General features: G+C 42.9%; 23 protein-coding genes and 1 pseudogene. 17 read left to right on the forward strand and 7 right to left on the reverse strand.

The genetic code is table 11. From position 1 onward, the window contains the following. Window positions 1-47: 47 nt before the first annotated feature. The 6 genes from ACK8P8_RS06290 to ACK8P8_RS06315 form a co-directional block, all read right to left on the reverse strand. Complete coding sequence (locus tag ACK8P8_RS06290) at window positions 48-689, reverse strand: hypothetical protein (protein ID WP_369860706.1); 642 nt, start codon at window positions 687-689, stop codon at window positions 48-50. 187 nt (window positions 690-876) lie between these two features. Further along, window positions 877-2,136 (reverse strand): DUF6602 domain-containing protein, encoded by a 1,260-nt coding sequence (locus ACK8P8_RS06295; protein WP_369860705.1) that lies wholly within the window; start codon window positions 2,134-2,136, stop codon window positions 877-879. Further along, entirely contained in the window at window positions 2,133-3,788 is a 1,656-nt protein-coding gene (locus tag ACK8P8_RS06300) for a ThiF family adenylyltransferase (protein WP_369860745.1), read from the reverse strand. The genes ACK8P8_RS06295 and ACK8P8_RS06300 overlap by 4 nt, the downstream gene beginning before the upstream one ends. Before the next feature lie 11 nt (window positions 3,789-3,799). Further along, entirely contained in the window at window positions 3,800-4,741 is a 942-nt protein-coding gene (locus tag ACK8P8_RS06305; protein WP_369860704.1) for a hypothetical protein, read from the reverse strand. A 20-nt stretch (window positions 4,742-4,761) separates the two neighbouring features. Then, the gene (locus tag ACK8P8_RS06310; protein WP_369860703.1) at window positions 4,762-5,364 is read right to left on the reverse strand and encodes an RloB family protein; all 603 of its coding nucleotides are present in this window, start codon (window positions 5,362-5,364) and stop codon (window positions 4,762-4,764) included. Window positions 5,365-5,368: 4 nt separating this feature from the next. Continuing rightward, window positions 5,369-6,667, reverse strand: coding sequence for an AAA family ATPase (locus ACK8P8_RS06315; RefSeq protein WP_369860702.1), 1,299 nt, complete (start codon window positions 6,665-6,667; stop codon window positions 5,369-5,371). A gap of 476 nt (window positions 6,668-7,143) precedes the next feature. Between ACK8P8_RS06315 and ACK8P8_RS06320 the strand changes: the two genes are divergently transcribed. The 17 genes and pseudogenes from ACK8P8_RS06320 to ACK8P8_RS06400 all read left to right on the forward strand — a co-directional run bounded on the left by ACK8P8_RS06320 (window position 7,144) and on the right by ACK8P8_RS06400 (window position 25,309). Further along, the gene (locus ACK8P8_RS06320; protein WP_369860701.1) at window positions 7,144-8,349 is read left to right on the forward strand and encodes a FecR family protein; all 1,206 of its coding nucleotides are present in this window, start codon (window positions 7,144-7,146) and stop codon (window positions 8,347-8,349) included. 106 nt (window positions 8,350-8,455) lie between these two features. Further along, window positions 8,456-12,016, forward strand: coding sequence for a TonB-dependent receptor (locus ACK8P8_RS06325; RefSeq protein WP_369860700.1), 3,561 nt, complete (start codon window positions 8,456-8,458; stop codon window positions 12,014-12,016). A gap of 3 nt (window positions 12,017-12,019) precedes the next feature. Then, window positions 12,020-13,591 (forward strand): RagB/SusD family nutrient uptake outer membrane protein, encoded by a 1,572-nt coding sequence (locus ACK8P8_RS06330; RefSeq protein ID WP_369860699.1) that lies wholly within the window; start codon window positions 12,020-12,022, stop codon window positions 13,589-13,591. Between the two features lie 13 nt (window positions 13,592-13,604). Continuing rightward, window positions 13,605-14,237 carry a hypothetical protein gene (locus tag ACK8P8_RS06335; RefSeq protein WP_369860698.1) on the forward strand — a complete coding sequence of 211 codons (633 nt, stop codon included), beginning with the start codon at window positions 13,605-13,607 and terminating at the stop codon, window positions 14,235-14,237. A gap of 11 nt (window positions 14,238-14,248) precedes the next feature. Then, window positions 14,249-14,806 (forward strand): hypothetical protein, encoded by a 558-nt coding sequence (locus tag ACK8P8_RS06340; protein WP_369860697.1) that lies wholly within the window; start codon window positions 14,249-14,251, stop codon window positions 14,804-14,806. Window positions 14,807-14,894: 88 nt separating this feature from the next. Further along, window positions 14,895-15,599, forward strand: coding sequence for a hypothetical protein (locus tag ACK8P8_RS06345; RefSeq protein WP_369860696.1), 705 nt, complete (start codon window positions 14,895-14,897; stop codon window positions 15,597-15,599). 308 nt (window positions 15,600-15,907) lie between these two features. Continuing rightward, window positions 15,908-16,279 (forward strand): 3TM-type holin, encoded by a 372-nt coding sequence (locus tag ACK8P8_RS06350; RefSeq protein ID WP_099292138.1) that lies wholly within the window; start codon window positions 15,908-15,910, stop codon window positions 16,277-16,279. A 44-nt stretch (window positions 16,280-16,323) separates the two neighbouring features. Continuing rightward, window positions 16,324-16,914, forward strand: a complete 591-nt coding sequence (locus ACK8P8_RS06355; protein WP_369860695.1) for an N-acetylmuramoyl-L-alanine amidase — start codon at window positions 16,324-16,326, stop codon at window positions 16,912-16,914. Between the two features lie 10 nt (window positions 16,915-16,924). Next, window positions 16,925-17,575 carry a DUF6266 family protein gene (locus tag ACK8P8_RS06360; protein WP_369860694.1) on the forward strand — a complete coding sequence of 217 codons (651 nt, stop codon included), beginning with the start codon at window positions 16,925-16,927 and terminating at the stop codon, window positions 17,573-17,575. 34 nt (window positions 17,576-17,609) lie between these two features. Next, window positions 17,610-18,272 carry a DUF6266 family protein gene (locus ACK8P8_RS06365; RefSeq protein WP_369860693.1) on the forward strand — a complete coding sequence of 221 codons (663 nt, stop codon included), beginning with the start codon at window positions 17,610-17,612 and terminating at the stop codon, window positions 18,270-18,272. A gap of 2 nt (window positions 18,273-18,274) precedes the next feature. Further along, entirely contained in the window at window positions 18,275-18,466 is a 192-nt protein-coding gene (locus ACK8P8_RS06370; protein ID WP_369860692.1) for a hypothetical protein, read from the forward strand. Between the two features lie 178 nt (window positions 18,467-18,644). Then, window positions 18,645-20,201: a PD-(D/E)XK nuclease domain-containing ATP-binding protein gene (locus tag ACK8P8_RS06375; protein WP_099294495.1), complete on the forward strand. Its 1,557-nt coding sequence runs from the start codon at window positions 18,645-18,647 to the stop codon at window positions 20,199-20,201. Window positions 20,202-20,367: 166 nt separating this feature from the next. Then, window positions 20,368-21,228: a nitroreductase family protein gene (locus tag ACK8P8_RS06380; RefSeq protein ID WP_369860691.1), complete on the forward strand. Its 861-nt coding sequence runs from the start codon at window positions 20,368-20,370 to the stop codon at window positions 21,226-21,228. 55 nt (window positions 21,229-21,283) lie between these two features. Continuing rightward, a complete protein-coding gene (gene trxA / locus ACK8P8_RS06385; protein WP_292271296.1) occupies window positions 21,284-21,586 on the forward strand; it encodes a thioredoxin in 303 nt (100 codons plus the stop codon). A gap of 17 nt (window positions 21,587-21,603) precedes the next feature. Then, window positions 21,604-23,262 (forward strand): annotated as a pseudogene (locus ACK8P8_RS06390) (FAD-dependent oxidoreductase); the annotation flags it as partial. Between the two features lie 123 nt (window positions 23,263-23,385). Beyond that, window positions 23,386-24,375 (forward strand): FimB/Mfa2 family fimbrial subunit, encoded by a 990-nt coding sequence (locus ACK8P8_RS06395; protein ID WP_369860690.1) that lies wholly within the window; start codon window positions 23,386-23,388, stop codon window positions 24,373-24,375. Window positions 24,376-24,409: 34 nt separating this feature from the next. Continuing rightward, window positions 24,410-25,309: a FimB/Mfa2 family fimbrial subunit gene (locus ACK8P8_RS06400; protein WP_369860689.1), complete on the forward strand. Its 900-nt coding sequence runs from the start codon at window positions 24,410-24,412 to the stop codon at window positions 25,307-25,309. Here ACK8P8_RS06400 and ACK8P8_RS06405 read toward each other — a convergent pair. Further along, window positions 25,248-25,763 carry a C40 family peptidase gene (locus ACK8P8_RS06405; RefSeq protein ID WP_369860688.1) on the reverse strand — a complete coding sequence of 172 codons (516 nt, stop codon included), beginning with the start codon at window positions 25,761-25,763 and terminating at the stop codon, window positions 25,248-25,250. The genes ACK8P8_RS06400 and ACK8P8_RS06405 overlap by 62 nt on opposite strands. Window positions 25,764-25,787 lie beyond the last annotated feature (24 nt).

A 25,787-nucleotide genomic window follows, 5' to 3' on the forward strand; every position in this document is an offset into this window, starting at 1 on the left:
GTTTTCAGAACGAGGGGCTTCTTTGCGATATTTGACGTGAAAGAAATTTATGTTTGACATTGTTCTTCTATATCTAATAAATCATTAAACACGTTGTTTGTTTCTGCTAATAGATTATTTAAAAAATTATTATCAGAAGGAAGTCCTCTTACAAATTCTAGTTTAGAAGCAATACCATTATCTTTAATCTCATATATATTTAAATCTGAAGATTTGACATAGGAAGTTTCGGGAATGATTTTAGATAGTTGCTTCTTGATATTTTCATTACCTTGAGAAAGTTCAAATATTTGATTTGCTTTAATAGCCAATGTTAAATAGTTAATAAGGTAAGGACTATGTGTTGTTAAAAATAATTTATTTGAATCTAACTGGTTACATTGTGAAATTAAGTAATATAGTATTTTATTTTGAGAGTTAGGATATAAATTTTGTTCCATTTCTTCCACGACATTAACAAAACTGGAATATTTGAATTGTGCGGAAATCGTTTTTAACATGGCATCGCGTATATCTTCACTGATGTCGTTTTTGACCATGATTGATTCAACTTGTTTTTGAAGTTTTATTCGATCATTTACATTTAGGCTACTATCTGCTGTACCCCTAACTAATTCTGTTAGATAATGTGTAACGGTGATGTGAATGCCCAACTTTATAAAGTGTTCGGCATTAACGATAAGAGCCAACTGTATGTAAAAAAGTTACTTACCTCAAAATAATAATAGGAGGCGTTGATTGAGGGAGTATTTATTGAGTCAATGATAAAAGCAATGTGATAAATTAAGGGTAGAATACTACAAATTTTCTACCCTTTCTATCTATTGTCTGAAATGAGGTGTAATTATTGTTGAAATTTACGAAATCTATCGTTTTTTAAATGTCTTCGTCAATTTTTGCATTAATAGCCTCCAGATACGCATTGATATCTATCGCGGGGACAGTACCAATGGACTTCAAATAGCTCACAAGCTGAAGGAAAAATGTGAAGAGAGACACATTCTTCTTGCTAAACTCAATCTCGTTTACTTCGCGACTCTCATACACATTTTCTATATACTTACGATTATCCTTGATTGGGTCTATATCTTCAGGTACAGTCTCTTTATAATCAATATAAAAACTACCAGCATCACAGAGGCATCCCAAATCCAAAGTCTGTAAGCCCTTCAGTTTCTTTAACTGCTTTATTACCGTATCGTTCCCACGGTACGAACTCGTTGTAGTTAAAATACCACCTATTATCTTAGTCAATGGTCTGGCAGGCGTAGTTTTTCCTGAGGCGACCATACTAATACTTGTTCTTTTCAGTTTACGCACGCTCTCAACTTTCTTGGCTGCATATTCTATATACCCTTCCACATCCTGTTTTACCTCAAACACGGCATACACGCTTTCTGCCGGTATATACATAAAACCATCCTGCTTGAATATGAAGGGTGTGTAAATCGCGTCATAAATGACTACGTCCATCTGTTCGCTAACATTGCCCGTCGAATCTATCACAATAGCCTTATCTACCTTATACCTGTCAGGAAGGTATGTGCGTAGAAACTCTATCCAATGTTGCTCCGTAGCGTCACCCTTACTACCAGGGTGTCCAATAAACATCCTGTTTACATTCAGGCTGGTCTGCATCTGTTCCTGCAAACCATGAAATAATTCTTTTAAATCTACCATCTTCTTATATTCCAATAGCTTATTATTCTTATAGCAATAAAATGTATGGGCACTAAGTCCACCGCCTCTCACTCCGACAATCAGTAATAACGGATTCTCAATGGTCACTTCCTTCTCAACATCTATCATGGCTGCCAAGTCCGTACCGCTATATTGCGTGGAACCATTGGGATGGCTATGCCATTCACCCACATATCGCAATCCATCCTTGGCCAATTGTTCCCAAACTTTTTCCAGTCCCTTTGTGTTGCGCATAAACATTGTCCTACCAGTCAATTTCTCAACAGGAACCACAATCTTTTCTATATACACCGTATGCATATCTGCGGAATATCGTCCTGCGAGCATTCCTCCGTTCTCATTGGGGTATTCGCTCTCTGCCTGCAATTTTATTTGGTTGAACACGGAGGCCTGTATCTCTATATATAAATCATTACTCGCCAAATAATACTTCATAACTTGTTTATTTTTAAACTCAAGTCGTCTTCTGTTATATAAAAATTACTTAAGGGTTCCAGCCTGCTCAACATCTTGATAATATGCTTCACAGCGACCTGCACCTTGCATTCAATGTCGTTATATGAAGCCTTAAAGGTAGGAGTCCAGCAACCCGTAGGGTTATACATGTCGGTTTCCATATCGTGCTTAAGTAAGCCATATACCAGCAAAACGGTCTCTGTCATATTAGGTGAAAAGGCACATATCAAATCTTGTGCGTGATTGGTTATTGAGAGATTAACCAATTGGGCTTTCGTCCCAGTAGAATCCATTACCCGCATCAGTTGATTATCCGTAGTACAATCAAATATCACATCAAACTCGTCAAAGAACTCTGCAAGAGCACTTTTATCCTCATGTTCTGCCGCATATGTTTTTATCACTAAGTCAACAATAAACTTCAAACTGGTACATTCAACATGAGGCGAAATCTGCGTCAGTAAACTATTCATATCCAAGGATTTCTCAGTTATACCTGTATAAAAAGGATATGCAGATCGGCAAACATTACCAGGTTCCTTATTGTCTATGTCATATAGAGTCAGTTTCTTCGCACCACATCTTGTTAGAGTCTCAGCCACAATACTTCCTATAGCCCCGATGCCCATAATCAGCATTTTCTTATTAGCCAGTTCTTTGGGCATGGCTCCACGCCCAAAGAAATACTTATAGGAAATATCCACGGTTTCTGCCCATTGGATTTGCCCCTGCCTAAAATCTGTGAACCAAAGCCTGTTCTTTCCAGTGCCCACCCGTACAGGTTCTATCGGCAGATCATCCATGAAGAGAATCATTACCTGCCAGTGAACGCCGCCTTCAGGAATTCTATATCCACAAAACAATGGGAAGAAATCACACTTGCCTCTATGCGATACCACAAAACTATGGATATGTTTTTTCTGACTCTGCGAGAAAAGTCCCTTGATAGAATCGTAATTCTCAACAATAAACTTGTTGTATACCGATGGGATGTTGTTCAGTAGACAATATACTCCCTTAAACGACCTTAATTCTTGGTAGGACTTACTAATCCTACAGAACAGTTCCTTCTTCTTTACCTGCACGCACGACACAAACTTTTGTGCCACATGGTTGATGACTGGCTTGTCATTTTTTCGACCTATTGGTAATGCTGCATAGTGTACCTCTCCATAATCTCCTTCAGTAAAATCCTCTTGAGTCTCTGCGAAGCAAAAAGTATAATACTGTTCGCGAATCAGATTATGGTTTACCACCAAATGCTCATAGTGTGCATCTTTTTCTCCCCTTACATAGTATTTCTCCACCCATTCCTTCAGTTGTTTCAAGTCGTTCACAAATTGACTCTCTGCATTCTCATATTCCGCAGGGTGCATGCAAAGATTACCGCCCTGCATAATGTGTGGATAGTCCAGCAGATTATTATTTTGAAAATGGATAGGTTCCCTGCCCATAGCTTTAAACGGATAGGTAGGGCTGATCTCTACATCCCATACCAAATCAGCTTTGTCTTGGCCTGTAACCACGGCGATACGGCCTTTCAACGATCCTGCCTCATCAATGGTAAAATCATCAATAAGGCTAATACCATAAAGGGCATGTATCAATTCCTTTATTTTATCTGCCGTCATCATATTCTTCACTATCCGAATCGTTTTGTACTTGTTGGGTAAGCAGCACCTGCATCTTTCTCTTTATATCCGCTATACTTTTCGTTTACCTTGAAGTAGTAGGGCAAGTATAAATCAGGATTACAGTCTATGTTGTTGAGCATAATCTCCATATCTGATTTAAACGATTGTCTATCGTAGTCCAGCATTGCTTCCATGACATTGTTATTCGTGTTACCAGGGTCACAAAGGTGGAAACTGCTTTCTGCGATGTGGTCACGTAGATACTCCATCGTGTATTTTAGTCTTGGCCAAAGACCCATATCACCATTATAGCCGTCTAAGGCTCTTATTACGGTCAGTTCAATAACGAACGACTTGTATTTCTTATCTTTCTGCTTTTTCCATATTTTAAGCAGACGGATAATTTGGCGTTCACTTGACTTGCCTTCGATATGTGAAATCTGCTTTTGGATGTTCGTTTTCTGGCTCGTTCCTTTCTTGAATCCCCAATAGTCTTCATTAAAACATAGGTTCAGGTCGTGCGAATCAAGATAGCCATCCTTGCTTAGTTCCCTACCAGGTACCACATCAAGCTCAACAGGTTTCTCATCCCCCTCTTCAATAGGGAAACTTACGCCAATGGAAACCTTTTGCTTGCGAATAGCCACGCCTGTATTCTTATACTCCTCTGCAAGGAAATCGTGTACGCTGTCAAACATCTCTTGTAATGTTCCGAAAGCATTATACTTGAACGGTTCCACCAAATCAAGGTCGAATTTCACATTGGTAGCGGTATGCTTAGCAAAACTGCCAGAGCCAAACGATGAATACTTGTCGCTACCGTAGTGGTTGTGCATTTTGGTCTTAATTTCCTCTCTACGGTTTTTAACTTTATTCACGAAATCCTGAACGTGGCACATCTTGTGTGTGTCTAACACTTCTCTCAAATGTTTGTTTTTATCAAGACTCATGTTTGCTTTAAATGTATAGTTTATATATTAATTAACAACTCTATAACCTTATGAATCTCCGAGTATGCCTTCAAATCCTCCGGTGATTCCTTACAGAGTTGGCACAACTTTTCGGAATTTGACATCGCCCGTTCCAAATCTCCATTCTCCGTCAGGTATTTATAGAGGTTGGTGCGTATGAAATAGCGTTTTGTCTTTTCATACCCCGGCATATATTTCTGCAATTCGGGAAGCAGTTGGTCGTAACTCTCGTATCGCCGACAAACCACATTAGGCAAGAAATGTAGTAGAAACCAAAACTCCGTGCACGGATTCGTTTCTACAAACATCACCTTTCCGGCATATTTCTTTGCAACATATTTCTTCTTTGCCCGCTGATACAGCTGCATTTCAGAAGGATATTGATATAGCCTGTCCATATCAAACAGGCATACAATAAAGTCATATTGCTTGTTCAAATAAGATTCTACCAGTTTTAGAATATGATTGATGTCGCTGTGCTGCGGAAAATCTGGAGCGACCTTAAAGGGATAGCGACACGCAATCCTCAGAGAATCGAAATAGAACCATTCCGTTTCTCCCTCGCCTATGATGGCAATACTTTTTGTTACTGTCCACCCCATATCATTAGTCATTTAGGTTGATATACTGACTACCCAAGAATGGCAACTTTACCAATTTTCCCTGCTTGTAAGCATTGTATGGGGAAAGATTCTTATGCAGTCCCAAAGAAGACAGGCGCACTATTTTAGTTTCGCCGAATTCGTCTTTGTCAGTGAACCATATCGTATCACGGCGAATGAAATCTTCATTGAGAAGATTGATGTCATGGGTTGTCAGGAGCATCTGGGATGTTCCGTCGCTATTTGCTAAAAATACTTTTATAAAATAAGCCAGCAGTTCATAATGAATACTTGTCTCCACTTCATCAATGGGCACAAACCGATTGGTCTTTAACAGGAAATTCAGTATCACTGCCATTCCTAAGAACCTCATGGTACCATTGGACTCGTATTCTTCCGATAAATCATACACTTTATCGCCTGCCTTATGCTTGAAGGTCAGTTCCGTATTTGTAATTTTGCCCTTTCTAAGCATTTCTGCCTTTGCTTCTTTATCAATAGGGGCATTCTGAATCAGTTGTTCCAATTCAGGGGTAATCAGTTCTTCCTCTTCGTGTAATACCACATCTTCTATATTGAAATCGGACGCTTTCAGGAAATTTAAAATGAATTTCTTCAAATCTCCTGCCTCGTCTTTATCCAATCGTGATTTGACATATCCCGAAAGTAGCATACCGGGAGCCAGTACATCTTTTACCTGTTTGGCAAAATAATCGTACACATCATTCAGCTTTGTACGTTCCACGTTACTTTTGCCAAATGCGGCAAGCACACTACAATTATTGATCGTGTTACCGGAAATCACATCTTGGCTTTTTTTCGTCATTTTTAGATTTACACCAAAGTCAATGGTCGTGGAATCTGTCGCGGCATCATAACTTCGGTTATACAGCTTGGTAGGGCGAATGGAATCATAAACAATCAATGTCTCGGAATAGATATGCTTTGCGTCCAATTCAAAACTGAGGATGTACCTCGACTGATTGATATAGAATACCATTGACATTTTTGTCTTTTCGTTCCTTGAAGTGTCATCCAACATGAAAGGGACAACCCCGGTTTTCTCAGTCCTGTCTTTAGGCATTCTCAAAACCAGCATCTTGAAAAATTCGATGGCATTTAATATATTCGTTTTACCGGAAGCGTTGGCACCATAGATGATGCCCACTTTCAGTAATCTTACCCCATCCTTAACTTCATACGAATACTCATCAGACATAAAAGTATCTGCCGATGGCTCAAAACTGATTTTCTGAACCGATTTAATGGAGAAAAAATTCTCAATGCTGAACTCTGCTATCATAATCGTTGATTTTATTTATTGTACGGTGCAAAGGTACAAATAAAATCCCATACGATAAATTATAAATGCGATTATTGTAGAAAAGTTACGCAATGTAAACACAAAATCGGCAAGCGGTCGTTTATTTGGCCTGTAAATTAACCGTCTGATTATCTATAGAAAGTGTTGGCAGATTTGAAGGTGGTAAACGAATGTGGTTTATGCAGCCGGAGAAGCTAATTATCTAATGCCATTTGTACCATTGCGTGATTTATTTACGATGGCTAAATAGTGGTACTAAAATGGTGCTAAATTATAGAAACCTTCTTCAATTACCATTTTAAAATACATTGAATTAATATATTATAAAATTATGTATCTTGTGTGCCACGAATATTCTAAAAGATTTCTTACAAAAGCACTTTTTTCCAAGAAAAAATGAATATTCCTGTCACATGATTTGAGGGGTGGTGGTGTTATAGTAGAAAATAGTGATTATGGAAGATGAGATTTTTAAAATTATTGCGGCGGAGATGGCGGGAGAGAAGGTGACAGAAGAGGAGAGAGGAAAGGTGGAGAGGTGGCGGGTAGAGAAGGAGGAGAACGAGAGGGTGTATAGGATGGTGGTGGGAGAGTTGGGAGAGGTGGTGAGGTTGGTGAAGGCGAAGGGAGGATTGGATGAGAAAGGGGCGTATGTGAGGTTGGAAGAGGAGATGCGGAGGAGAATAGTAGAAAGGAGTGGGAAAAGAGAAAGTGGAAGAGGGAAAGCGAGAAGGATGGTGTGGTGGAGATACGGGGCGAGTGTGGCTGGGGTGTTGTTGATGTTGGGAGTCGGGATGATGATGTGGATGAAGTCAGGAGGAGATGGAGAAAAGGTGACGGAGGAGCGGATTGTGCCGGGAAGTGGGCAGGTGATGTTGACATTAGGGCGGGGTGAGGTGGTGCCGTTGAAACGGGACACGAATGAGCTGATCGTGGCGGATACGGCATTACGGATTATGAATGAACGGAATACGCTGGTGTACACGAAGGTTGAAAGCAAGGGGAAAGCGGAGGATGTGGTGTACAACACGTTGACGGTTCCGGTAAGTGGGGAATATTGTCTTGTTTTGGCGGACGGGACAAAGGTGTTTTTGAATTCCGGTTCAGAGATTCGTTATCCGGCGATGTTTAGAGGAAAGCGACGGGAGGTTTTTCTGAAAGGCGAAGCGTGGTTTGAAGTGGTGAAAGACAGTACACGGGGATTTTGGGTACACGCGGGAGAAATGAATGTAAAAGTGTTGGGAACTTCTTTTAACGTGAAAGCCTACGAGAAATTGGGAACTGTGGCAACGACTCTTGTTGAAGGGTGCGTGGAGATTGTATGTGAAGGGAAAAACTTTCGAATTGTGCCGGGAGAGCAGTTCGTGTATGATAAAGATAGTAGGGAGTCGGACGTGAGGGAAGTGGATACTGAATTATATACTTCATGGAAAGATGGGTATTATAAGTTCCGGCAGGCGGCTTTGGAAGAGATTATGACGACACTTTCGGTGTGGTACGGGTTGAACGTGTTTTATCAGAATGAGGATGCGAAGCACATAGAGTTCACTGGAAAAGTGAAACGGTACGAGGATGTCCGGAACTTGCTGAATAAGTTCGAGCAAACGGAAAATGTGGTGTTTGATATAAAAGGAAACAACGTTGTTATTAGAGTAAAATAAAAAAAAGCTGTTCGCATGGACGTGGAACAGCTTTTAGTTAAAGCATGGAGGCGAGAATGTGGTTATTTAGCCAACATGCAAAGTAGAATTTTCAAAGCATAAAGGTATGAAAAAAAATCGAATCGGTGCAAGATCCGGAGGAAGGATTTTTGCCCGAAAATGGATGATGATGATGAAGTTTGTATTTATTTTTCTGATTTGTAGCTTGGTACAGGTACAGGCTGCGGTGTATTCACAGCAATCAAAAGTTTCTGTGGAATTAAAAAATGTGACGCTGGAAAAAGTTTTTCAGGAGTTGGAACGGCAAACGGGTTATAGTTTTCTCTATAATCATCGGGTAATAGAAGTGCGAGGAAAGGTGAGTGTTCAAGTGGTTGATAAAGAGTTGGGAGTTGTTCTCGACGATTTATTGACCAAATTAGGATTGGGATTTACTTTTGACGATAATCTGGTGATTATAAGGGAACAACCTCGGATATGGGGGCAAGATTCCGTACGAAAAAGTTTGCGGATCTTGGGAAAAGTAGTTGACGAGAAAAAACTGCCGATGCCGGGGGTAACCGTAAAAGTTGTTGGATTACCCGTGGGTACGGCAACGAACGAGAAAGGGCGATTTGCGATAGAATTGTCTTTGGTAAAAGGAACACTGGAATTTTCTTTTGTCGGTTTTAAAAAGAAAATAATAGAGTTTTCGGAGAAGACGGCTAAAGACACGCTTCGCATCGTTATGGAAGAGGATGTTCAAGCGTTGGACGAAACGGTTGTAGTGGCGTATGGCACAACCACCCGTAGAAAATCGACAGGTGCTATTTCTGTGGTAAAGGCTGATGAGATTCGTGGTATTCCTTCCGTTAGTATCGAAACTCTGCTACAAGGACGTGTGGCAGGAATGGATATCACACAAATGTCTGGGGCTCCCGGGGGTGGTGGAACTGCGGTTACGATTCGAGGTTACAACTCTTTGGATGTAGAGCAGGGACGTCGTTTCTCGAATCCGTTGTGGGTAGTCGATGGGGTACCGTTAAATACATTTACTTCACCAATCACGGGAACCAATTTATTATCGGATTTGAATCCGGATATGATAGAGTCCATTCAGATATTGAAAGATGCATCATCGGCAGCAATTTATGGCTCGCGAGCTGCAAATGGGGTAATCATCATTACCACGAAGAAAGGGAGGAAAAATCAAGATGCAACCTTTACCGTAAATGTATCACAAACATGGAGTATCTTGCCGGAATTGCCGACTGTAACCACGGGACGAGAAGAACGCTTGTTAAGATTACGTTCTTTCAGAGATCGTTTTCTTGCGTACATTAATCCAGAAACAAACCGGTATACCTACCCAGTAACGCTCCGCGAGCAATATGATAACTGGTCGAAAAGAGCTATGCTTGACGGTAATTTTGATCCGACGCCTTATGATACAGGTAATGGAAATATATTTCAAGATAGTTTGAATGCTTTTTACAACAATTCGACTAATTATTTTCCGATTTATTACGTGAAAGGAAAGGTGACGAATGCAAATATTCAGACTTATGGTGGTTCGGAAAGAATGACTTACGGTATCGGTTTGGGGTATTATAATGAAAATGGAATCTTTCGAGGTACGGGTTTTAACCGGGTGGATTTGAATTCTTCGATGAACGTGATTCCGGTAGAACGTTTGAATGTGGATTTTCGTTTGAATGCATCATTGTCGAACCGAAAACGAGGGACTAAAACTGAGATGTTGGGATTTGCTCCCCCGATAGAAACCGTTCCGGGAGATCCGTACAAACTATCCTCTTTGATACCGGGTGAAGGCTCTACAGCATGGAATTCTGTGTTAGATGCTTACGCGGGAACAAAAGAGAAAAACCGAGCCGTTCGTTTACGTACTAATTTTAAATTGGGGTACGAACCAATAGACGGGTTAAATATATCGACATCACTTGCGGCAGACTATTCCATCGATCGGCGGAACTATTTTCAACCATCCTATTTAAGCGAATCCGGTTATTCTAAAAGTATTGGGGAAACGGGAATAAATCTAATGATTTTAAATGAAAATATGCTTTCCTTCAACCGCACGATAAAAGAAGATCATAATATCGGTTTTGTTGCAGGATTTTCGTATCAATATGATCAAGTTGAATATAATGGAGGTTCTGCAGAAAATTCACCGAGTGATAAAATATACTATGCTCCTTCCGGGATGCCCGAAATTGGAAAAGAAGTTCAAGGTAGTTATGAACGAATTATTGCATACCAACATTATCAGTCGGATATGCAGGAAAAAACTTTGCTCTCCTATTTTGCTCGTTTGGAGTATAATTACAAAGAACGCTATTTACTATCCTTGAGTTTCCGGCGGGACGGTAGTTCCACTTTTGGGGAAAATAATCGTTGGGGAACTTTTCCATCGATGGCTACAGGTTGGATTTTTTCAGAAGAACCTTTTATCAAGGAAAAATTGGGATGGCTCTCTTTTGGAAAATTGCGAGCTAGTTGGGGACGTTCGGGAATGCATTTTACTTCGAACTATTTAGCATTAGGAGTTATGAATGTGGGGACTACTTCTTACCGGGGCAATCCCACGATTGAACCTGTATGGATTGACGGTTTATACAATCATAAACTTTCTTGGGAGGAAACCGATCAATATGACTTCGGTTTGGATTTGGATTTTTTTGATTATCGTTTAACTTTCTCTTTAGATTATTATTACCGTTATACGGATAAATTACTTGCTCGAATAGCTTTACCCGGATTTCACAATGGATATGACCAGCAATGGCGAAATACGGCTGCAATTTCAAATGAAGGTATCGAATTTATGGTCAAATACGAAATATTACGTCAACCGGATTTGTATTGGAAAATTTCAGTAAACGGGGCAAGAAACTGGAATCGTTTTGAGAAATCATATGACGGAAAAGATTTTGGTGGCAGAATTATAGGAAAACCCTTAAACGGGGTATATGCTCAAAAGACGGATGGTTTTATTAATTCTCAAGATGAAATGAAGGTTTATTACAACCAACAAGGGGTGAGCTACTATTTGTCTGAGAATGAATATGCCAAATCTAGTTTTTATAAACCGGGTGATTATAAATTTATTGATTTGAATGGAGATACTCAGGCTAATTTTGAAGACCATGTTTACGTGGGAAGTGCGTTACCCGAAATAAGTGGAGGTATTGTAAATGAATTCCGTTGGAAAAATTTCGACTTAAATATGTTACTAACCTATACATTGGGCAGACATATGATGAATCCCCTTGTTAAGAGATGTCTTTCTTCTGATTTATATTTTCAAGCGTTAGTCGTTGATTTGAATAAAATAAGTTTTTGGGAAAAGCCGGGGGATAATCCTGATTACCCGAAGTTTCAGTATGATCACAATAACGGTTTGTGGACTATGGTTGATCGGGATGTGGAAAAAGTCAATTATATGAAATTGAGAACGTTGACGCTGGGATATAGTCTTTCAAAAAAATGGAGTAAAAAAATCGGAATGGAAGAATTAAGAATATTCGTGAGTGGCGAAAATTTGTTGACATGGACGAATTACTCGGGAATGGATCCGGAAACCGTAAGTATCACAACTGGGGAGGACATGCAGGAGAATTACCCTTTGGCTAGAAAATATACGCTGGGTTTAACTTTAAAATTTTAAATAATGAAAATTTATTATATTCTGTTAGCACTTTTAGCTTGTACCCTATGTGGTGCTTGCGAGGATACCTTACGAATGATCCCGGAAAACTCGGTTACGTTTGAGAACGCATTCGAGAATGAACGGGAAATTGAAATCGGTTTACTAACCGTGGAAAGATTTGCTCGAAGAGATTTAGGAATGACAAATATCGAATGCCCGGCAATATATGGTGTATACACGGATTATCACTCTCCTAATGATAGAGCTCTTTTGTTCGAAAATGATGCAGCGTCCTATATGGGGCAATGGGGACATTTGTATAGTGTGATTGCGATGGCAAATGTTCCGTTACCATATATTGATAAAGTAAAAATGCCACAAGAACGCCGGGATTTTTACAAAGGTCAAATCTATTTCACGAAAGCGTTAGCTTATTTCGAACTGGGACGTCGATGGGGACGCTGTCCGATTATACTAGATGAGGTTGAATTAAAACCTGTAGAGTTTTCTTCATGGGTTAAGGTGATCGATTATGCGATTGCTCAGACTCGGATGGCTATTAAGTTATTGCCTGAATTTATAGATTTAAAAGATTACAAAGGGAATGCGATAACCTATAAATCCGTACCCTGCCGAGGGGCAGCTCAAGCTTTGCTGGCTCATTTATGTGCATGGAAAGCAGGGTGTAAATATATGGCACAACCGGATGAGGCTACTTATGATGAACAAGCGTTATGGGCTGCTGCCGATTCTGCTTGTACGGCAATAATTAATTCTCCTATTTATGAATTGGCTGAAACGCCGGAAGACGTGTGTACAAGTACCTTGGTGGGAAATGATCGGGAGTGTATTTACGAGAACGTGTTACGCGGATTTTGGGAAGAAATGGAAAACGAAGCGCTAACTAATAATGTTTTTTGTTTCGGACGATTTTTCCAGAGTTGGCCTGTCGTTACTAACAAAGGGAAAGGTGATATCAAGAATATGAAATACCGGATATTGAATACTACGGTGCGCACAATGTATTTGAGTAGAACGGTTGGGGATACAATTATTACCGATTTGCGACGGGATGCCTACTTTTATGATTTTGAACACATGGAAGCAGATAGCATACAGATCACTGGAGGATATGCGTACCCATGGAAATGGCGTTTGGCTAAAGTCAGTACTTCCGGTTGGAGTGTGGGAGAGTTTTCCAACTTTGACCAAAATCGTATATGGTTCCGTTTGGCGGATATTATTCTACTACGAGCGGAGTGTCGTGTCCGGCTAGGAAATCAAAATGGGGCAATTGCTGATTTAAATTCTATCCGAGGACGTGCTAACGCGGAACTTTATAATTCTTCCGAGTATGGAGGTGATTTGCGTTATGCTATTTACAAGGAGCGAGAAAAGGAACTAATAATGGAAGGATGGCGTTGGTATGATATAATTCGGAACGAGTATTATAAAACAGAATTATATGGAGGATTCCGGAACGTATCGATACAAGATATCATTGACGGTGTATTTTTTCAAGGTGTTGACCAAATTGAATTTATTAATAATCCATTAGCACGTCAGAATACGTATTGGATGAAAAGAATTTAAATATAAAATTAAAATGAAAACATTACGATATATATGGATATGTGTTTGTGCTTTACCTCTGTTTATAGGTTGTGACACAAAACAAGATTGGATAGACACGGGGATGTCTTCGCCTTACCATGATTGTAGTATAATGGAATATTTACGGGGAGATAAATATAATTGGGAATTAACTGTGGCAATGATCGAGCGGGCTGGGTTGACGGATTTGTTTGAAGGAAATGATCCGGATTACAAAGAAATCACCTTTTTTGCCCCACCTAGTTATTCTGTGTTGAGATACTTGTGGGATAATGACATGGAGGTCGTGAGTGAACTCACTCCTGAGTTTTGTCGGGAAATGTTGCTAAAGCATATCGTGAAAGGGAAAATGTTGAAGTCCGCTATCGCTTATCGTGATCCGGATTATGATATCACGGATTCCAAGCAAGAGGGAGGAACGGAATTGATGTGTGTGGGCGGGAATCGTCTAAAAGCGTACGTGGATAAATCCCCTTACGGTGGAGTACCTGATGTCGGACCGGAAGTGATGTACTTATACTCCTTTTCGGCTTATGAGCATGTACCTTTAGCAACACCTGATATCCAACCTTTAAATGGAGTTGTTCACGCTTTGAATTACAATTATATACTAGGAAAAATCTAAAATTTTAAACTATGAAAAAACTAATTATATTGACAATTATTGGTACACTAACATGGTTTACAAACGGATGCCAAGATATAACTGTTGGGTATTTATTGACAGAGAGTGCTAATTATAATCCTGATACATTGGTAATCAAAAGTGAAAAATCTTTGGATATAACTGCTCCCACCTTGCAGGAAGTACCGAATCCCGAATACGAGTATTTTATAAATGAAAAACATATGACTCCTGAAGAGTTAGCCAATAAAGGAATATATCCGACAATGATAGTTGAGATGGGGGCAGGGGAAGAATATATCAAGCAAAAATGGGGACAACCTTGGGTGAGTGCGCCGATAGAAGGTGTTGAGGGAACTTCCCAAGTCATTGTGTCTATTAAAAATATCACCTCAATACAAGGCGATCCGGGCAAATTATGGGGAGTACTTTTTGTGCGGGGAGACGGAACATTCGAGGTACCGTTGCATCACGATGTTCCCGTTGGGCGATACGTGATCTCCTTAAACTTTAAAAACGAAGGGTATTCCAAAGATATAAATGATTGCTTCACGATAATCGTGAAGTAACGTTGAGTGTTAAGTTTATGGTGTAAAGTTTTTGGGGACGGGCTGGTGTTTTGTTGTCAGTCCGTCCTTTAAATTAAAGTAGAAAAGTATGAGTTTTAATTTGAATTATCTGGCAGATTACGAGTTTGCCATTTTTGATGTTGTGGTACAATTACCCGTAAATTCGAAAGAATCGTTACGGTTTAATCAAGAGAAGAGTTGCAGAATGTATATGAGGCGTATGCTGGAACGGGAAAGTTTGCTGTTTTATAAAATAGGAGCCCGGATTGAGGAAAGTGACTGCCCGGAGGAAGCGAAAGAGGAGATTCGTAATCATTTGGAATTATTGGAGGAGTTGTTCGTGGCGGATGTAAGTAAACCGAGGGAGAGAATTGTTTTCTTACGAGGGGACAAGTTTACGGAATGGACGGATTTGAGTGTAGAGGAGCAATTACGGGTTTGGCGGTTTGTGATAGTCCAATATAATTCAGTACGAAGGTTGAGGGAGCATTTTGGACGGGAGAGATATCTGGTGCCGGGGTATTACCGTTGGACGGAGAGTCCGTCTTGTTTGTTGGAAATGGGGAATATTCTATGGGAAACGAAAATTGTGGTGGCGAATGGTGGTGTGAACACGAAAAAGGCCTTTCTGAATTATTTGTGTTTGTTTTATGATGTATCATTTCCCTCGAATTATAACCGGGAGTTGTATCGAATGGAGAATCGGGAGAATCCCCACAAGTTTTGGTCGGAGACTTCAGACAAGTATCTTCAGTGGATTCAACAGCGTTTGGGAGGAAGTGAGGAAGAGTAGTACAAGTGTTGTACTTGAAAAAGTGTTAAATATGATTCGGAATGCTGACCAATAAGTCAGCATTTTTATTTTTTGTGTTTGTGTAAAGGTTGTTTGAAAATCTTTTTATTCTTGTTATAGAATAACGTGATGTACCTATTGGAAACCGCAATTGGTAAGGGATTTATTACTTTGTCCGTGATAAAAAAATAATCAGAAAAGGAATTATTGAATTATTCCTATTAAAAAATAATAATTGCCGTAGGGGAGTATGATGTTTTCGGGTTGATATGGTTGTAATATTGTATCAAACCAAAATATTGATTATCATGGGTGTATTTTCAAATGTATTTCAAGAAATCGGAGATGTAATTAACGGTTTATCGGTGTCTGCAAAAGAAAAACAACAGATTCAGGCGGATATTATAGCCTTGTTATATCGCCACGAGAGTGAATTGACACGAGGCAGGCTTGAAGTCGTCGACCGGGAGGCGCAAGGAAATTGGTTGCAAAGGTCGTGGCGTCCGATCGTGATGCTTGTGTTTACCTTGGTTATTTTATTAGGAGTCTTTAATCCTTCTCCGCTTTTGTCTGAAACATCCCGTTTTTGGGACTTACTCGAAATCGGGCTGGGAGGATACGTGATCGGAAGGAGCGGGGAGAAGATTACAGGGAATTTATTCAGGAGAAAAATAAAATGATTTGATTCATTTTAGATGTATGATTTACAATTAAATGATTATTTATGTTGAGAATTGTATCGGATGTTTTGTGCGGAGAAGAAGTAAAGTATTTTTCGTGCGGTAAGTGTAAGACCCGGATGAAAGCGGTGGACACGATTGTGTTGCACGGAACCGGGGGAGCAAGTGCGATGTCGTCTGTGGTACATTTGTGTAATCCGGGGACGAAGGTGGCGGCACATACGGTCGTCGGACGGGATGGTGATTATTATCAGATGGTACCTTACGTGATTAAGGCATGGCATGCGGGTGTGAGCATGCATCAGGGAAGAGCGAATGTAAATGACTTTTCTATCGGGGTGGAGATGGATAACGGGGGACAGTTGGAACGGAAAGGAAATCGTTTCTTCTCGTCGTTCGGGCGGGAGTATATGCCTAACGAGGTGTACACGGGAATAGAGAACGGACGGGCAGTGTATTGGCATGCTTACACGGCGGAGCAAGTGGAGGCGGTTATTCGGCTATGTCGATTACTGCGGGTACATTACGGGATCAAGTATCTCGTGCGTCATTCGGATATTACTTCCCGAAAAGTGGATCCGGGACCGGCGTTTCCGTTTGAAGAGGTGAAGAAAAGAGCAGGTTTTGTATATTGAAGGAGGAAGTATGGCAAGTAGAAAGTCTTTATTTGATTGTTTCTCGGGAAAGTTGGGAAACGTGGTGTTGTACACGAGATTCGGGAAAGGATTCGTGCGAATGTGTCCGACTCGGGTGAATAATCCTCGAACGGAGTTACAAATGTTTTACAGGGCACGTTTACGGAGGGTGAACACGTTTTACAGTGCAGTGCGGCAGACTCCTTTGGCTGAAATATGGAGGGCTGCGGCACGAGAGGTGAACACGGGTGCAAACGTGTTGTTCAATAAAATGAATATCCGGGCTTTTAACGGGGAGAAAGGTATTTTCTACGACAGATTGCATTTCACGGCAGGAAGCTTGCCGTTGGCGGAGGAAATGAGAGTAAGGCGTTTGTCGGAACGAGAGGTGTTGTTGACATGGAAGAATATCGTTGTTCTGAATAAAGATCGGAAATGGGATCGGTTGTTGGTAGTAGTAATGATGGAAAACGATTTGTTTGACGTGATTTTGCCGAAGGTGCCGGGGAGTATGCGTTGGGATGAGAAAGTCGTGGTGTGTTTGCCGGAGGGGACGAAAGAGGTAAAGTATCTGTATTGTGCTTTTGTTTCCGGTAATTGGGACAAGTGTTCGGATAATCAGTTTTTAGAGATACCCGATTCGGCAGAGAGTGTCCGATAGGGAGGTTTAATGTTTCATTTAAAAAAGTAGAATTATGGTTTTATTCAGGTCATTGTTTTTTGGAGAAGTGAGGAAGTCGATTGGTAATGTGACGACTTATTCGGGAGCAAAAGGGTATAGCGTGGGCAGAACCCGGCGCATGAAGATACGTAATCCCAAAACCCCGGGACAGTTGCAACAACGGGCAAAAATGAAGGAACTGTTGCGTCTTTCTCTTTATTTTGCTCCCGCCGCGGAACTTGGTTTTCCGGGACGTACAGCCGGAACTTCCTGTTATAACGCGTTTGTGAAAGAGAACATGGGGGCGATCACTGCCACGGAGTCGGAGAGTGGGGAGGTCGTGGCTACGGTGAATTACGATCAAGTGGTTTGTGCGTCCGGTTACCTGACCTCGCTGGCGAATGTGGAGGTAACTGTGGATACGGCTGCTAAAAAAGTAAACGTGACACAGGAAGCTCAAACATATTGGTCGGCAGTGGCGAACCCGAACGATGTTTTGTACGTGGCGATGTATGAAAAAGAGAAACAGGAGATGGTTGTTACGGGCTGCCGCAACCGGAAGGAATCGGGTTCAACCAGTATCGCATTAGGAAAGAATTGGGCGGTAGAGAATCTGGTGATTTATGCTTTCATGTTGTCGAAAGACAAGCGGAAAGCATCCCGAAGTATTGTACTTCAACCGACTTCAAATGAATAAGTATGGAAGGAGTCGGTCATTTTGTCGTCGGATTGTTCTCCACGTACTGTATTAACGTTTCGTTTGTCCGCATGGGGTGTGTTTCGATAACCGATGCAATGCTTTCACATGTGGTGAGTATTGTCGGGGGTGTGTTAAGTGCCGTGGTGGTCGCGTGGTTGAGAGAGCGGTGGGGAAGGAAGAAAAGTTTGTGACGTGATGCCACGGTACTTTAGACTACTGTTATCGTGGTGGCGAGAAGTTAAGAGGGTGTCTCAAAAAAACATGAGATGCCCTCAGCTGAATTACTACTGTCTTCGGGAAACTTCAATTCTAAACTCTAAATTCTAAATTTATTTTTATCTTTGTATGATAAACAACGGAAAAGCAGTTATGGATAATATGTCACGCAAACTTCCCATCGGGATACAGACTTTTGAAAAACTTCGAGAAGGCAACCATGTTTACGTGGATAAAACGGCCTTTATTTGGAAGATCGCTTCCACGGAAACCCCTTATTTCCTAAGTCGTCCTCGCCGTTTCGGCAAAAGCCTGTTATTGTCGACTTTTGAGGCTTATTTCGAGGGGAAGAAGGAGTTGTTCGAGGGACTTGCGATTGCCGGGTTGGAGAAGGAATGGAACGAGTACCCGGTGTTGCATCTGGATTTGAACGCGGAGAAGTATGATTCTCCCCGGAAATTGAATGATATATTGAGCAATAACTTGACGCGATGGGAGGCTGAATACGGCAAGGGAGAGGACGAACCGACTCTTTCGCTTCGTTTCTCGGGCGTGATTCGCCGGGCGAGTGAACGGGCGGGACGTGGCGTGGTGGTACTGGTGGACGAGTACGACAAGCCCCTGCTGCAAACCTTGGGTAACGACGCTTTGCTGGAAGATTACCGCCAGACGTTGAAGGCATTCTACGGGGTACTGAAGAGTTCAGACCGTTATTTGCGTTTCGTGTTCCTGACGGGCGTGACGAAGTTCGCGCAAGTGAGCGTATTCAGTGACTTGAATCAATTGAACGACATCAGTATGAAACCGCAGTACGCCACGATTTGCGGCATCACGCGGCAGGAACTGGAAGCGACGTTTGCGCCGGAGCTGGAGCGGTTGGCGGAGGCGAACAGGTTGACGCGTGAGGATGCCTTGGACAAGATGGAAGCGTTGTATGACGGTTATCATTTTTGCGAGTTCTCGGAAGGGGTGTTCAACCCTTTCAGCGTATTGAACGTGTTCGACGGTTACAAGTTCAGCAATTACTGGTTCCAGACGGGTACGCCGACCTTCCTCGTCGAGTTGCTTAAGAAAAGCGATTACGACCTGCGGGTATTGCTCGACGGTCTTGAAGCACCATCTTCCTCGTTCGCCGAGTACCGGGTGGATGCCAATAACCCGATCCCGCTGATTTACCAGAGCGGGTACTTGACGATAAAGGGTTACGACGCGGAATTCGGGAATTATCTGCTGGAGTTTCCCAATGATGAGGTGCGGTACGGGTTTATGAATTTCCTCGTTCCTTTTTACACCTCGGTTCCCGACGAGGATAAGGGATTCTATATCGGTAAGTTCGTGCAGGAGCTTCGTGTGGGAAAGGTGGATGATTTCATGTCACGTTTGCAAGCCTTCTTCGCGGATTTCCCGTATGAACTCAATACCAAGACGGAGCGACACTACCAAGTAGTGTTCTACCTCGTGTTCAAGTTAATGGGGCAGTTCACGGACGCGGAGGTGAAGAGTGCCGTGGGACGGGCGGATGCCGTGGTGAAGACGCCGAAGTACATTTACGTTTTCGAGTTCAAGTTGAACGGGACAGCCGAGGAGGCTTTACAGCAAATTGACGACAAGAAATACTTGCTCCCTTACCAAGCGGACGGGCGTGAGCTGGTAAAAGTCGGCGTGGAGTTTAGCGCCGCGGAACGGAATATCGGGAAGTGGATTTATTAATTTTAGATTTATGATTTTAGATTGAGGACAACCCCTCCGGCTCCCCCCCTTACACGGTGGAAGAGACGTGATGCAGGAGTTGTTTTTCATTGAAGAAGTACATGGATAAAGAGATGCTTTTGTGGTAATAATCATTGAAGCCAAATAAACTTTAAAATGATATGATATGACGTTAAGTATAGACCAAAGCAGTTGCATAAAATGCGGAAAGTGCGTGAAGGTTTGTCCGGCGGCAATTTTTACACAGGTAAAGGTGGGTGAAGTCGTGGGGATCGAGCACGAGGAGATGTGTATCGGGTGCGGGCATTGTGTTGCGGCGTGTCCGACGGGTGCGGTGAAGCATAGTGATTTCCCAGCGGAGAAAGTGCACCCGATTGATTACACGCTGTTGCCGACCCCTGAGCAGATGATGCTTTTGTGCAAGGTGCGACGTTCGAACCGGACGATGACAAAGCAACCTGTTCCGGCGGAGATGTTGGATATGATTGCGGAGGCGGCACATCGGGCTCCCACGGCGACGAATGCGCAGAGCGTGTCGTTCACGTTGGTTACAGACCCGAAACGGGTGCGTGAAGTAAGCGAGTACACGCTTGGCATTTTTAGCGGGGTGTTGAAGAAATTGAAGAATCCGGTATTGAAACCTCTGTTGAAACCTTTGTTGAAAGGGGTTTACAGGTATGTGCCTGTTTTTGAACGTTTGCTCCGGGAAGATCGAGCCGGGAATGACCCGATACTGCGTCATGCCACGGCATTGCTTTTCATTCATACACCCGAGTCGAATCGTTTCGGGTGTGAAGATTGTAATCTGGCTTATCAGAATGCCTCGTTGATGGCGGAGAGCCTTGGCGTCAGTCAAGTGTACATGGGATTCGTGATGTCTGCCGTCAAGCAGGACAACAAGAGAGAGTTGGCGAAATCGTTGGGGATAGACGGACATATCCATGCTATCATGGCGCTGGGGATGCCTGCTTTCCGTTACCCGAATTACATCGACCGTAAAGATATAAAAGTGACGAAATTGGAATAACTTGTCTTCGCCGGTTGACGTATATCGGGTATGAATTAACGAAAACAATAAAGCTATGGACAAGTTCAACGAATTGATTAATGGTGACAAACTGGTATTGGTAGACTTTTTCGCTACTTGGTGCGGACCTTGCAAGATGATGCACCCGATACTTGAAGAGGTAAAGAAACGGTTGGGGGATAAGGTGGTTATTCTGAAGGTGGATGTGGATGTCCCGGCTAATCGTCAGCCGGTGTACCAATATCATGTTCAGTCGGTACCGACACTCATGTTGTTTAAAGGAGGACGTATGTTGTGGAATAATAGCGGTGTGGTACAGGCCGCACAGTTACAGCAAATTATAGAACAGTATATGTGACATTTAAAATAAATTGTATGAAGTATGTGATAGTCGGTGGTGTGGCGGGAGGAGCCTCTACGGCAGCCCGTTTGCGTAGACTGGATGAAAATGCTGAAATAATCCTTTTCGAGAGAGGTGAGTATATTTCTTACGCGAATTGCGGGTTACCTTATTATATCGGGGATGTGATTTACGAGCGACAAAAATTATTCGTGCAGACGCCGGAGAGTTTTGCCGCTCGTTTTAATATAGAAGCCCGGATACGTTCCGAAGTGGAGGGAATAGAACCGGGGAAAAAGGTGGTAACGGTGCGCGACTTGAATTCGGGAAAACGTTACGAGGAGTCGTATGACAAGTTGATCCTATCGCCGGGTGCGGAGCCAGTGCGTCCCCCGTTACCGGGAATCGATGGCGACGGGATATTCACCTTGCGTAATGTAAGCGATACGGATCGGGTGAAAGAGTACGTGGAAGAGCGTGACGTGAAGCGGGTAGTGATTGTCGGTGCCGGTTTTATCGGTTTGGAGATGGCGGAGAATCTGCACGAGTACGGAATTGATGTGTCGATCGTGGAAATGGCCAATCAGGTGATGACACCCGTGGATTACGAGATGGCGGCGATTGTACACCAGCATCTTAAAGCAAAGGGCGTGGGCCTTTACCTGCAAGAGGCAGTGACAGCCTTTTGGCAGACAGGGGAAGGCATGGAAGTCGTGCTGCGAAGCGGGTTGATGTTGCAAACAGACATGGTACTGCTCTCTATCGGGGTTCGTCCGGATGCCCGTTTGGCAAAAGCTGCCGGGTTGGAGATCGGGGAAACGGGAGGAATCAAGGTGAACGAGTATTTGCAGACTTCCGATCCGGATATTTACGCGGTGGGTGATGCCATAGAGTTTCCCAATCCCGTGAGCGGTCGTCCGGCTCTGGCATTTTTGGCGGGTCCCGCTAACAAACAGGGGCGAATTTGCGCGGATAACGCGGTTTACGGTAACCGGAGAAAATATAAAGGATCGATCAACACGGCTATCGCGAAGGTATTCGACCTGACGGTAGGGGCAGCGGGTTTGTCGGCAAAAATGCTCGAACGGTTGCAGATCCCTTACAGGGAAGCTATTATTCACGGGGCTTCGCATGCGGGGTATTACCCGGGGGCAATCATGATGGATATCAAGATCAATTTTTCCCCGACAGACGGGAAATTGCTGGGAGCGCAAGTGGTCGCTGCGGACGGGGCGGACAAGCGATTGGAAATGATGTCGGCAGTGATACGGGAAGGTGGTTCCGTGTACGATCTGATGGAGTTGGAACAGGCATACGCGCCCCCTTATTCTTCGGCAAAAGATCCGGTGAACATGGCGGGGTTCGTGGCAGATAATATGTTGAGCGGAAAAGTGAAGATGATTAGCTGGCGCGAGTTTCAAGCGATGGATACCGAAAGCACGCTCTTGGTCGATGTCCGTATGCCGGGAGAATTTGCGGAAGGTAGTATAGAAGGTGCCGTGAATATTCCTTTGGACGGATCGCGTGCCGAGTATCGGAATTTACCGAAAGATAAAACGATCGTGGTCTTTTGTGCTATCGGTTTACGGGGATACATTGCCGCGCGGGTATTGATGCAATTGGGATACAACGTGCTGAACTTGAACGGGGGATACCGTACTTATGCTGCGGTTACGGCAGGACAAGGTAATCCGGTTAATCTTTTTAGCGTACCGTGTTTGGGACCTGTAAACAAAAAATAAACGACTCTCCGGGATATTGAAACAATTGAATGTCTTCATTCGCTATAAAAGGAAACTAAACTAACGAATGAAGGCATGAAGCAATTTGCATTATTAATTTTGACGGTCATTATGGGTATGGCAATTAGCTGCTGTAGTGATGACGATGACAAGGAAACGATTATTCCGGCAGGGAATAAAAGTATTGATTTAACCGTTACGAGTAGAGTCGGGACGGTCATCAACGATGATCTTACCAATTACGTGGAATCGTTGAACTTGTTGACTTTTCGGAAAAATCGTCAGGGTACATACGTGTTATATCAGAGTTCCGTGTTGACGAAGGCAGAACTGAAAGTGCTTGAAGCCGGAGACGGAACAGTCACACCCGGATTCACGGCGAAGAAGAATGTGACGATAGGTAAGTTGCCCGTGGGGACTTATCAAGTGGTGGGATTGGCGAATGTTTTGAGTGAAACCGGGGAAGCATTGCCGAACGCCTCGTTGAGCGGTGTGACGATAGGTAATACGATGGAGGAAGTGGTTGCCTCCGTGTCTGACGGAACCGAGGCTCCCCGTTTTTTCTGGGGAATAACAGATCCCGTAACTTTGGGAGAGCAAATGACGGCAACGCCGACATTGACGTTGAATAGAAAAGTATCCATGTTTGTACTTACCTTGAAAGATGTACCTGAAGTCGTGTCAAAAATAACTTTGGAAACACAGAATACTTACGGGGCTTTTGATATGAGCGGACAATTTCAAGCGACTCCCGTGATCGATGTGAGCGAGAGTTCTTCTTACAATTTCTCGAGTGTTCAAGATAGCGTGATCGTGGCTTCCATCTCTCTTCCGACGGCATCTGCGGCGGCACGTTCCACGTTTTCGGTGACGTTCACTTTAGATAACGGGCAAGAGATAACGTCGCCTCTCCCGCAATATACATTGCAAGAGAATACTATTCTTCGGCTGACGGCAACGGTGAACACGGAGAAGCCGGGTGAGCAATGGAAGCTTGATCTGACTTTTGATTTGATGGTAAACGTGGAATGGAATGTGGATCAGGAACCGTCAATTGTGATTTAGTTCATAAAGTTAAAAAGGAATCGTCGGGTGACGAATGGCAATGAAAAGAACAGGGATATACGGGATTGTTATGATATTCGGGTTATTAGGTTGCGAGAGTGAATCGGATTGGGAAGGAGGAACCGGTAACACGGAAGGATTGAAGAGAGTGAGTATACAGATGGCGATAGAGGAGGGAGCGTCTTTTGAAAAGTATATTCATTCTCTTGCCGTATTCGCTTTTCAAGAGACGGGCGATTCTTTTGTTTATTATAAAAAGGTGGCGGATTTGACGGCGGAGGATATCCATAACTTGGAATCGGGAATGGCATCGGTCGCGAATTACAAAATGTTGAAAATGACTCTGCCGGCAGGATTGTATCGATTTTATTATCTGGCTAATGACCTGTTGAACGAGTACGTGGAACCACCCCGGGGTGGAAGCGTGGAGCAGGGATATTTGCCTTTTTCCCCAGTAGGGGTGGAACAGGCTTATTTCATGGGAGAAGTGGAGATGAAGCCGGGTGCTGACGAGAGTATTCCTCTGCTTGTCGTGTTAAGTCGGGTGGTAAGCCGTTTGACCGTGGTAATAACAGGTATTCCCGACCAAGTCGATTCGGTACGCTATCGGGTAGAGGGAATAACTTCCCGCGTGTTGTTGACAGAAGCAACAGCCGGCGACACGACTTCCTACACGGGGATATATTCGAGAGATATTCCCGCGTCTGCCGATACGGTGATTTCTCGTTTACTGTTATTTCCCGGCTCCGGTGCAAAGATCAGGTTTCAGTTTTTTGCCGGAACCGGGGTGGTTAAAGAAAAAACAATACCCGTTTCCGGTCTTGTTCCGAATAATGATGTTTTTATTTCCGGTCGCTGGGAGGAAACGGGAACTACCAGACTTTCCCGGATTTTCTCCACCCCTTTTTATAATAGTTTTCACTCAGGTGACTAACGATGACTCCTTTCGAGGTGCTGGCATGGACAAAATAGCCGTTCTTGAGGAATATACCGACGTGTGTTAATCCTCGCCTTTTCTTTTGGGAGAAGTTGAAGAACACGAGGTCACCGGATTTTACCCTTCGTTTCCCGATGCGTTGACAATCTTTGCTATACATGTTTGCAACCGTACGTTGCAATGATTTATGATAGACATTCTTGTACACCGCTCCCACGAAGCCCGAACAATCAGCTCCCATGCGAGTGGTTCCCCCGTAACGGTAGGGGGCGCCAAGCCAAAGACTTACTTCTTCAAACAGGGGCAGGTTGTCCCGTTTGCTCACGGTGAAGCCCAATTTACGTGATAATTGCTCTGTTTTACTTTTTTGGACGGCGAGTTGCCGCGATGAACTACAAGAGGATAGTGCCAATGCCAAAAAAAGGATGCTCCAATATAGAATCTTTTTCATCTGATTTACAACGTTTATATGCTT

This window comes from Butyricimonas muris, assembly GCF_046365375.1.
Classification (GTDB): Bacteria; Bacteroidota; Bacteroidia; order Bacteroidales; family Marinifilaceae; genus Butyricimonas; species Butyricimonas muris.

Coding starts and splice junctions, on each gene's coding strand:
- ACK8P8_RS06295 (WP_369860705.1), bottom strand. CDS start 2,136: ATGAAGTATTATTTGGCGAGTAATGATTTATATATAGAGATACAGGCC.
- ACK8P8_RS06300 (WP_369860745.1), bottom strand. CDS start 3,788: ATGACGGCAGATAAAATAAAGGAATTGATACATGCCCTTTATGGTATT.
- ACK8P8_RS06305 (WP_369860704.1), bottom strand. CDS start 4,741: ATGAGTCTTGATAAAAACAAACATTTGAGAGAAGTGTTAGACACACAC.
- ACK8P8_RS06310 (WP_369860703.1), bottom strand. CDS start 5,364: ATGGGGTGGACAGTAACAAAAAGTATTGCCATCATAGGCGAGGGAGAA.
- ACK8P8_RS06315 (WP_369860702.1), bottom strand. CDS start 6,667: ATGATAGCAGAGTTCAGCATTGAGAATTTTTTCTCCATTAAATCGGTT.
- ACK8P8_RS06320 (WP_369860701.1), top strand. CDS start 7,144: ATGGAAGATGAGATTTTTAAAATTATTGCGGCGGAGATGGCGGGAGAG.
- ACK8P8_RS06325 (WP_369860700.1), top strand. CDS start 8,456: ATGAAAAAAAATCGAATCGGTGCAAGATCCGGAGGAAGGATTTTTGCC.
- ACK8P8_RS06330 (WP_369860699.1), top strand. CDS start 12,020: ATGAAAATTTATTATATTCTGTTAGCACTTTTAGCTTGTACCCTATGT.
- ACK8P8_RS06335 (WP_369860698.1), top strand. CDS start 13,605: ATGAAAACATTACGATATATATGGATATGTGTTTGTGCTTTACCTCTG.
- ACK8P8_RS06340 (WP_369860697.1), top strand. CDS start 14,249: ATGAAAAAACTAATTATATTGACAATTATTGGTACACTAACATGGTTT.
- ACK8P8_RS06345 (WP_369860696.1), top strand. CDS start 14,895: ATGAGTTTTAATTTGAATTATCTGGCAGATTACGAGTTTGCCATTTTT.
- ACK8P8_RS06350 (WP_099292138.1), top strand. CDS start 15,908: ATGGGTGTATTTTCAAATGTATTTCAAGAAATCGGAGATGTAATTAAC.
- ACK8P8_RS06355 (WP_369860695.1), top strand. CDS start 16,324: ATGTTGAGAATTGTATCGGATGTTTTGTGCGGAGAAGAAGTAAAGTAT.
- ACK8P8_RS06360 (WP_369860694.1), top strand. CDS start 16,925: ATGGCAAGTAGAAAGTCTTTATTTGATTGTTTCTCGGGAAAGTTGGGA.
- ACK8P8_RS06365 (WP_369860693.1), top strand. CDS start 17,610: ATGGTTTTATTCAGGTCATTGTTTTTTGGAGAAGTGAGGAAGTCGATT.
- ACK8P8_RS06370 (WP_369860692.1), top strand. CDS start 18,275: ATGGAAGGAGTCGGTCATTTTGTCGTCGGATTGTTCTCCACGTACTGT.
- ACK8P8_RS06375 (WP_099294495.1), top strand. CDS start 18,645: ATGGATAATATGTCACGCAAACTTCCCATCGGGATACAGACTTTTGAA.
- ACK8P8_RS06380 (WP_369860691.1), top strand. CDS start 20,368: ATGACGTTAAGTATAGACCAAAGCAGTTGCATAAAATGCGGAAAGTGC.
- trxA (WP_292271296.1), top strand. CDS start 21,284: ATGGACAAGTTCAACGAATTGATTAATGGTGACAAACTGGTATTGGTA.
- ACK8P8_RS06395 (WP_369860690.1), top strand. CDS start 23,386: ATGAAGCAATTTGCATTATTAATTTTGACGGTCATTATGGGTATGGCA.
- ACK8P8_RS06400 (WP_369860689.1), top strand. CDS start 24,410: ATGGCAATGAAAAGAACAGGGATATACGGGATTGTTATGATATTCGGG.
- ACK8P8_RS06405 (WP_369860688.1), bottom strand. CDS start 25,763: ATGAAAAAGATTCTATATTGGAGCATCCTTTTTTTGGCATTGGCACTA.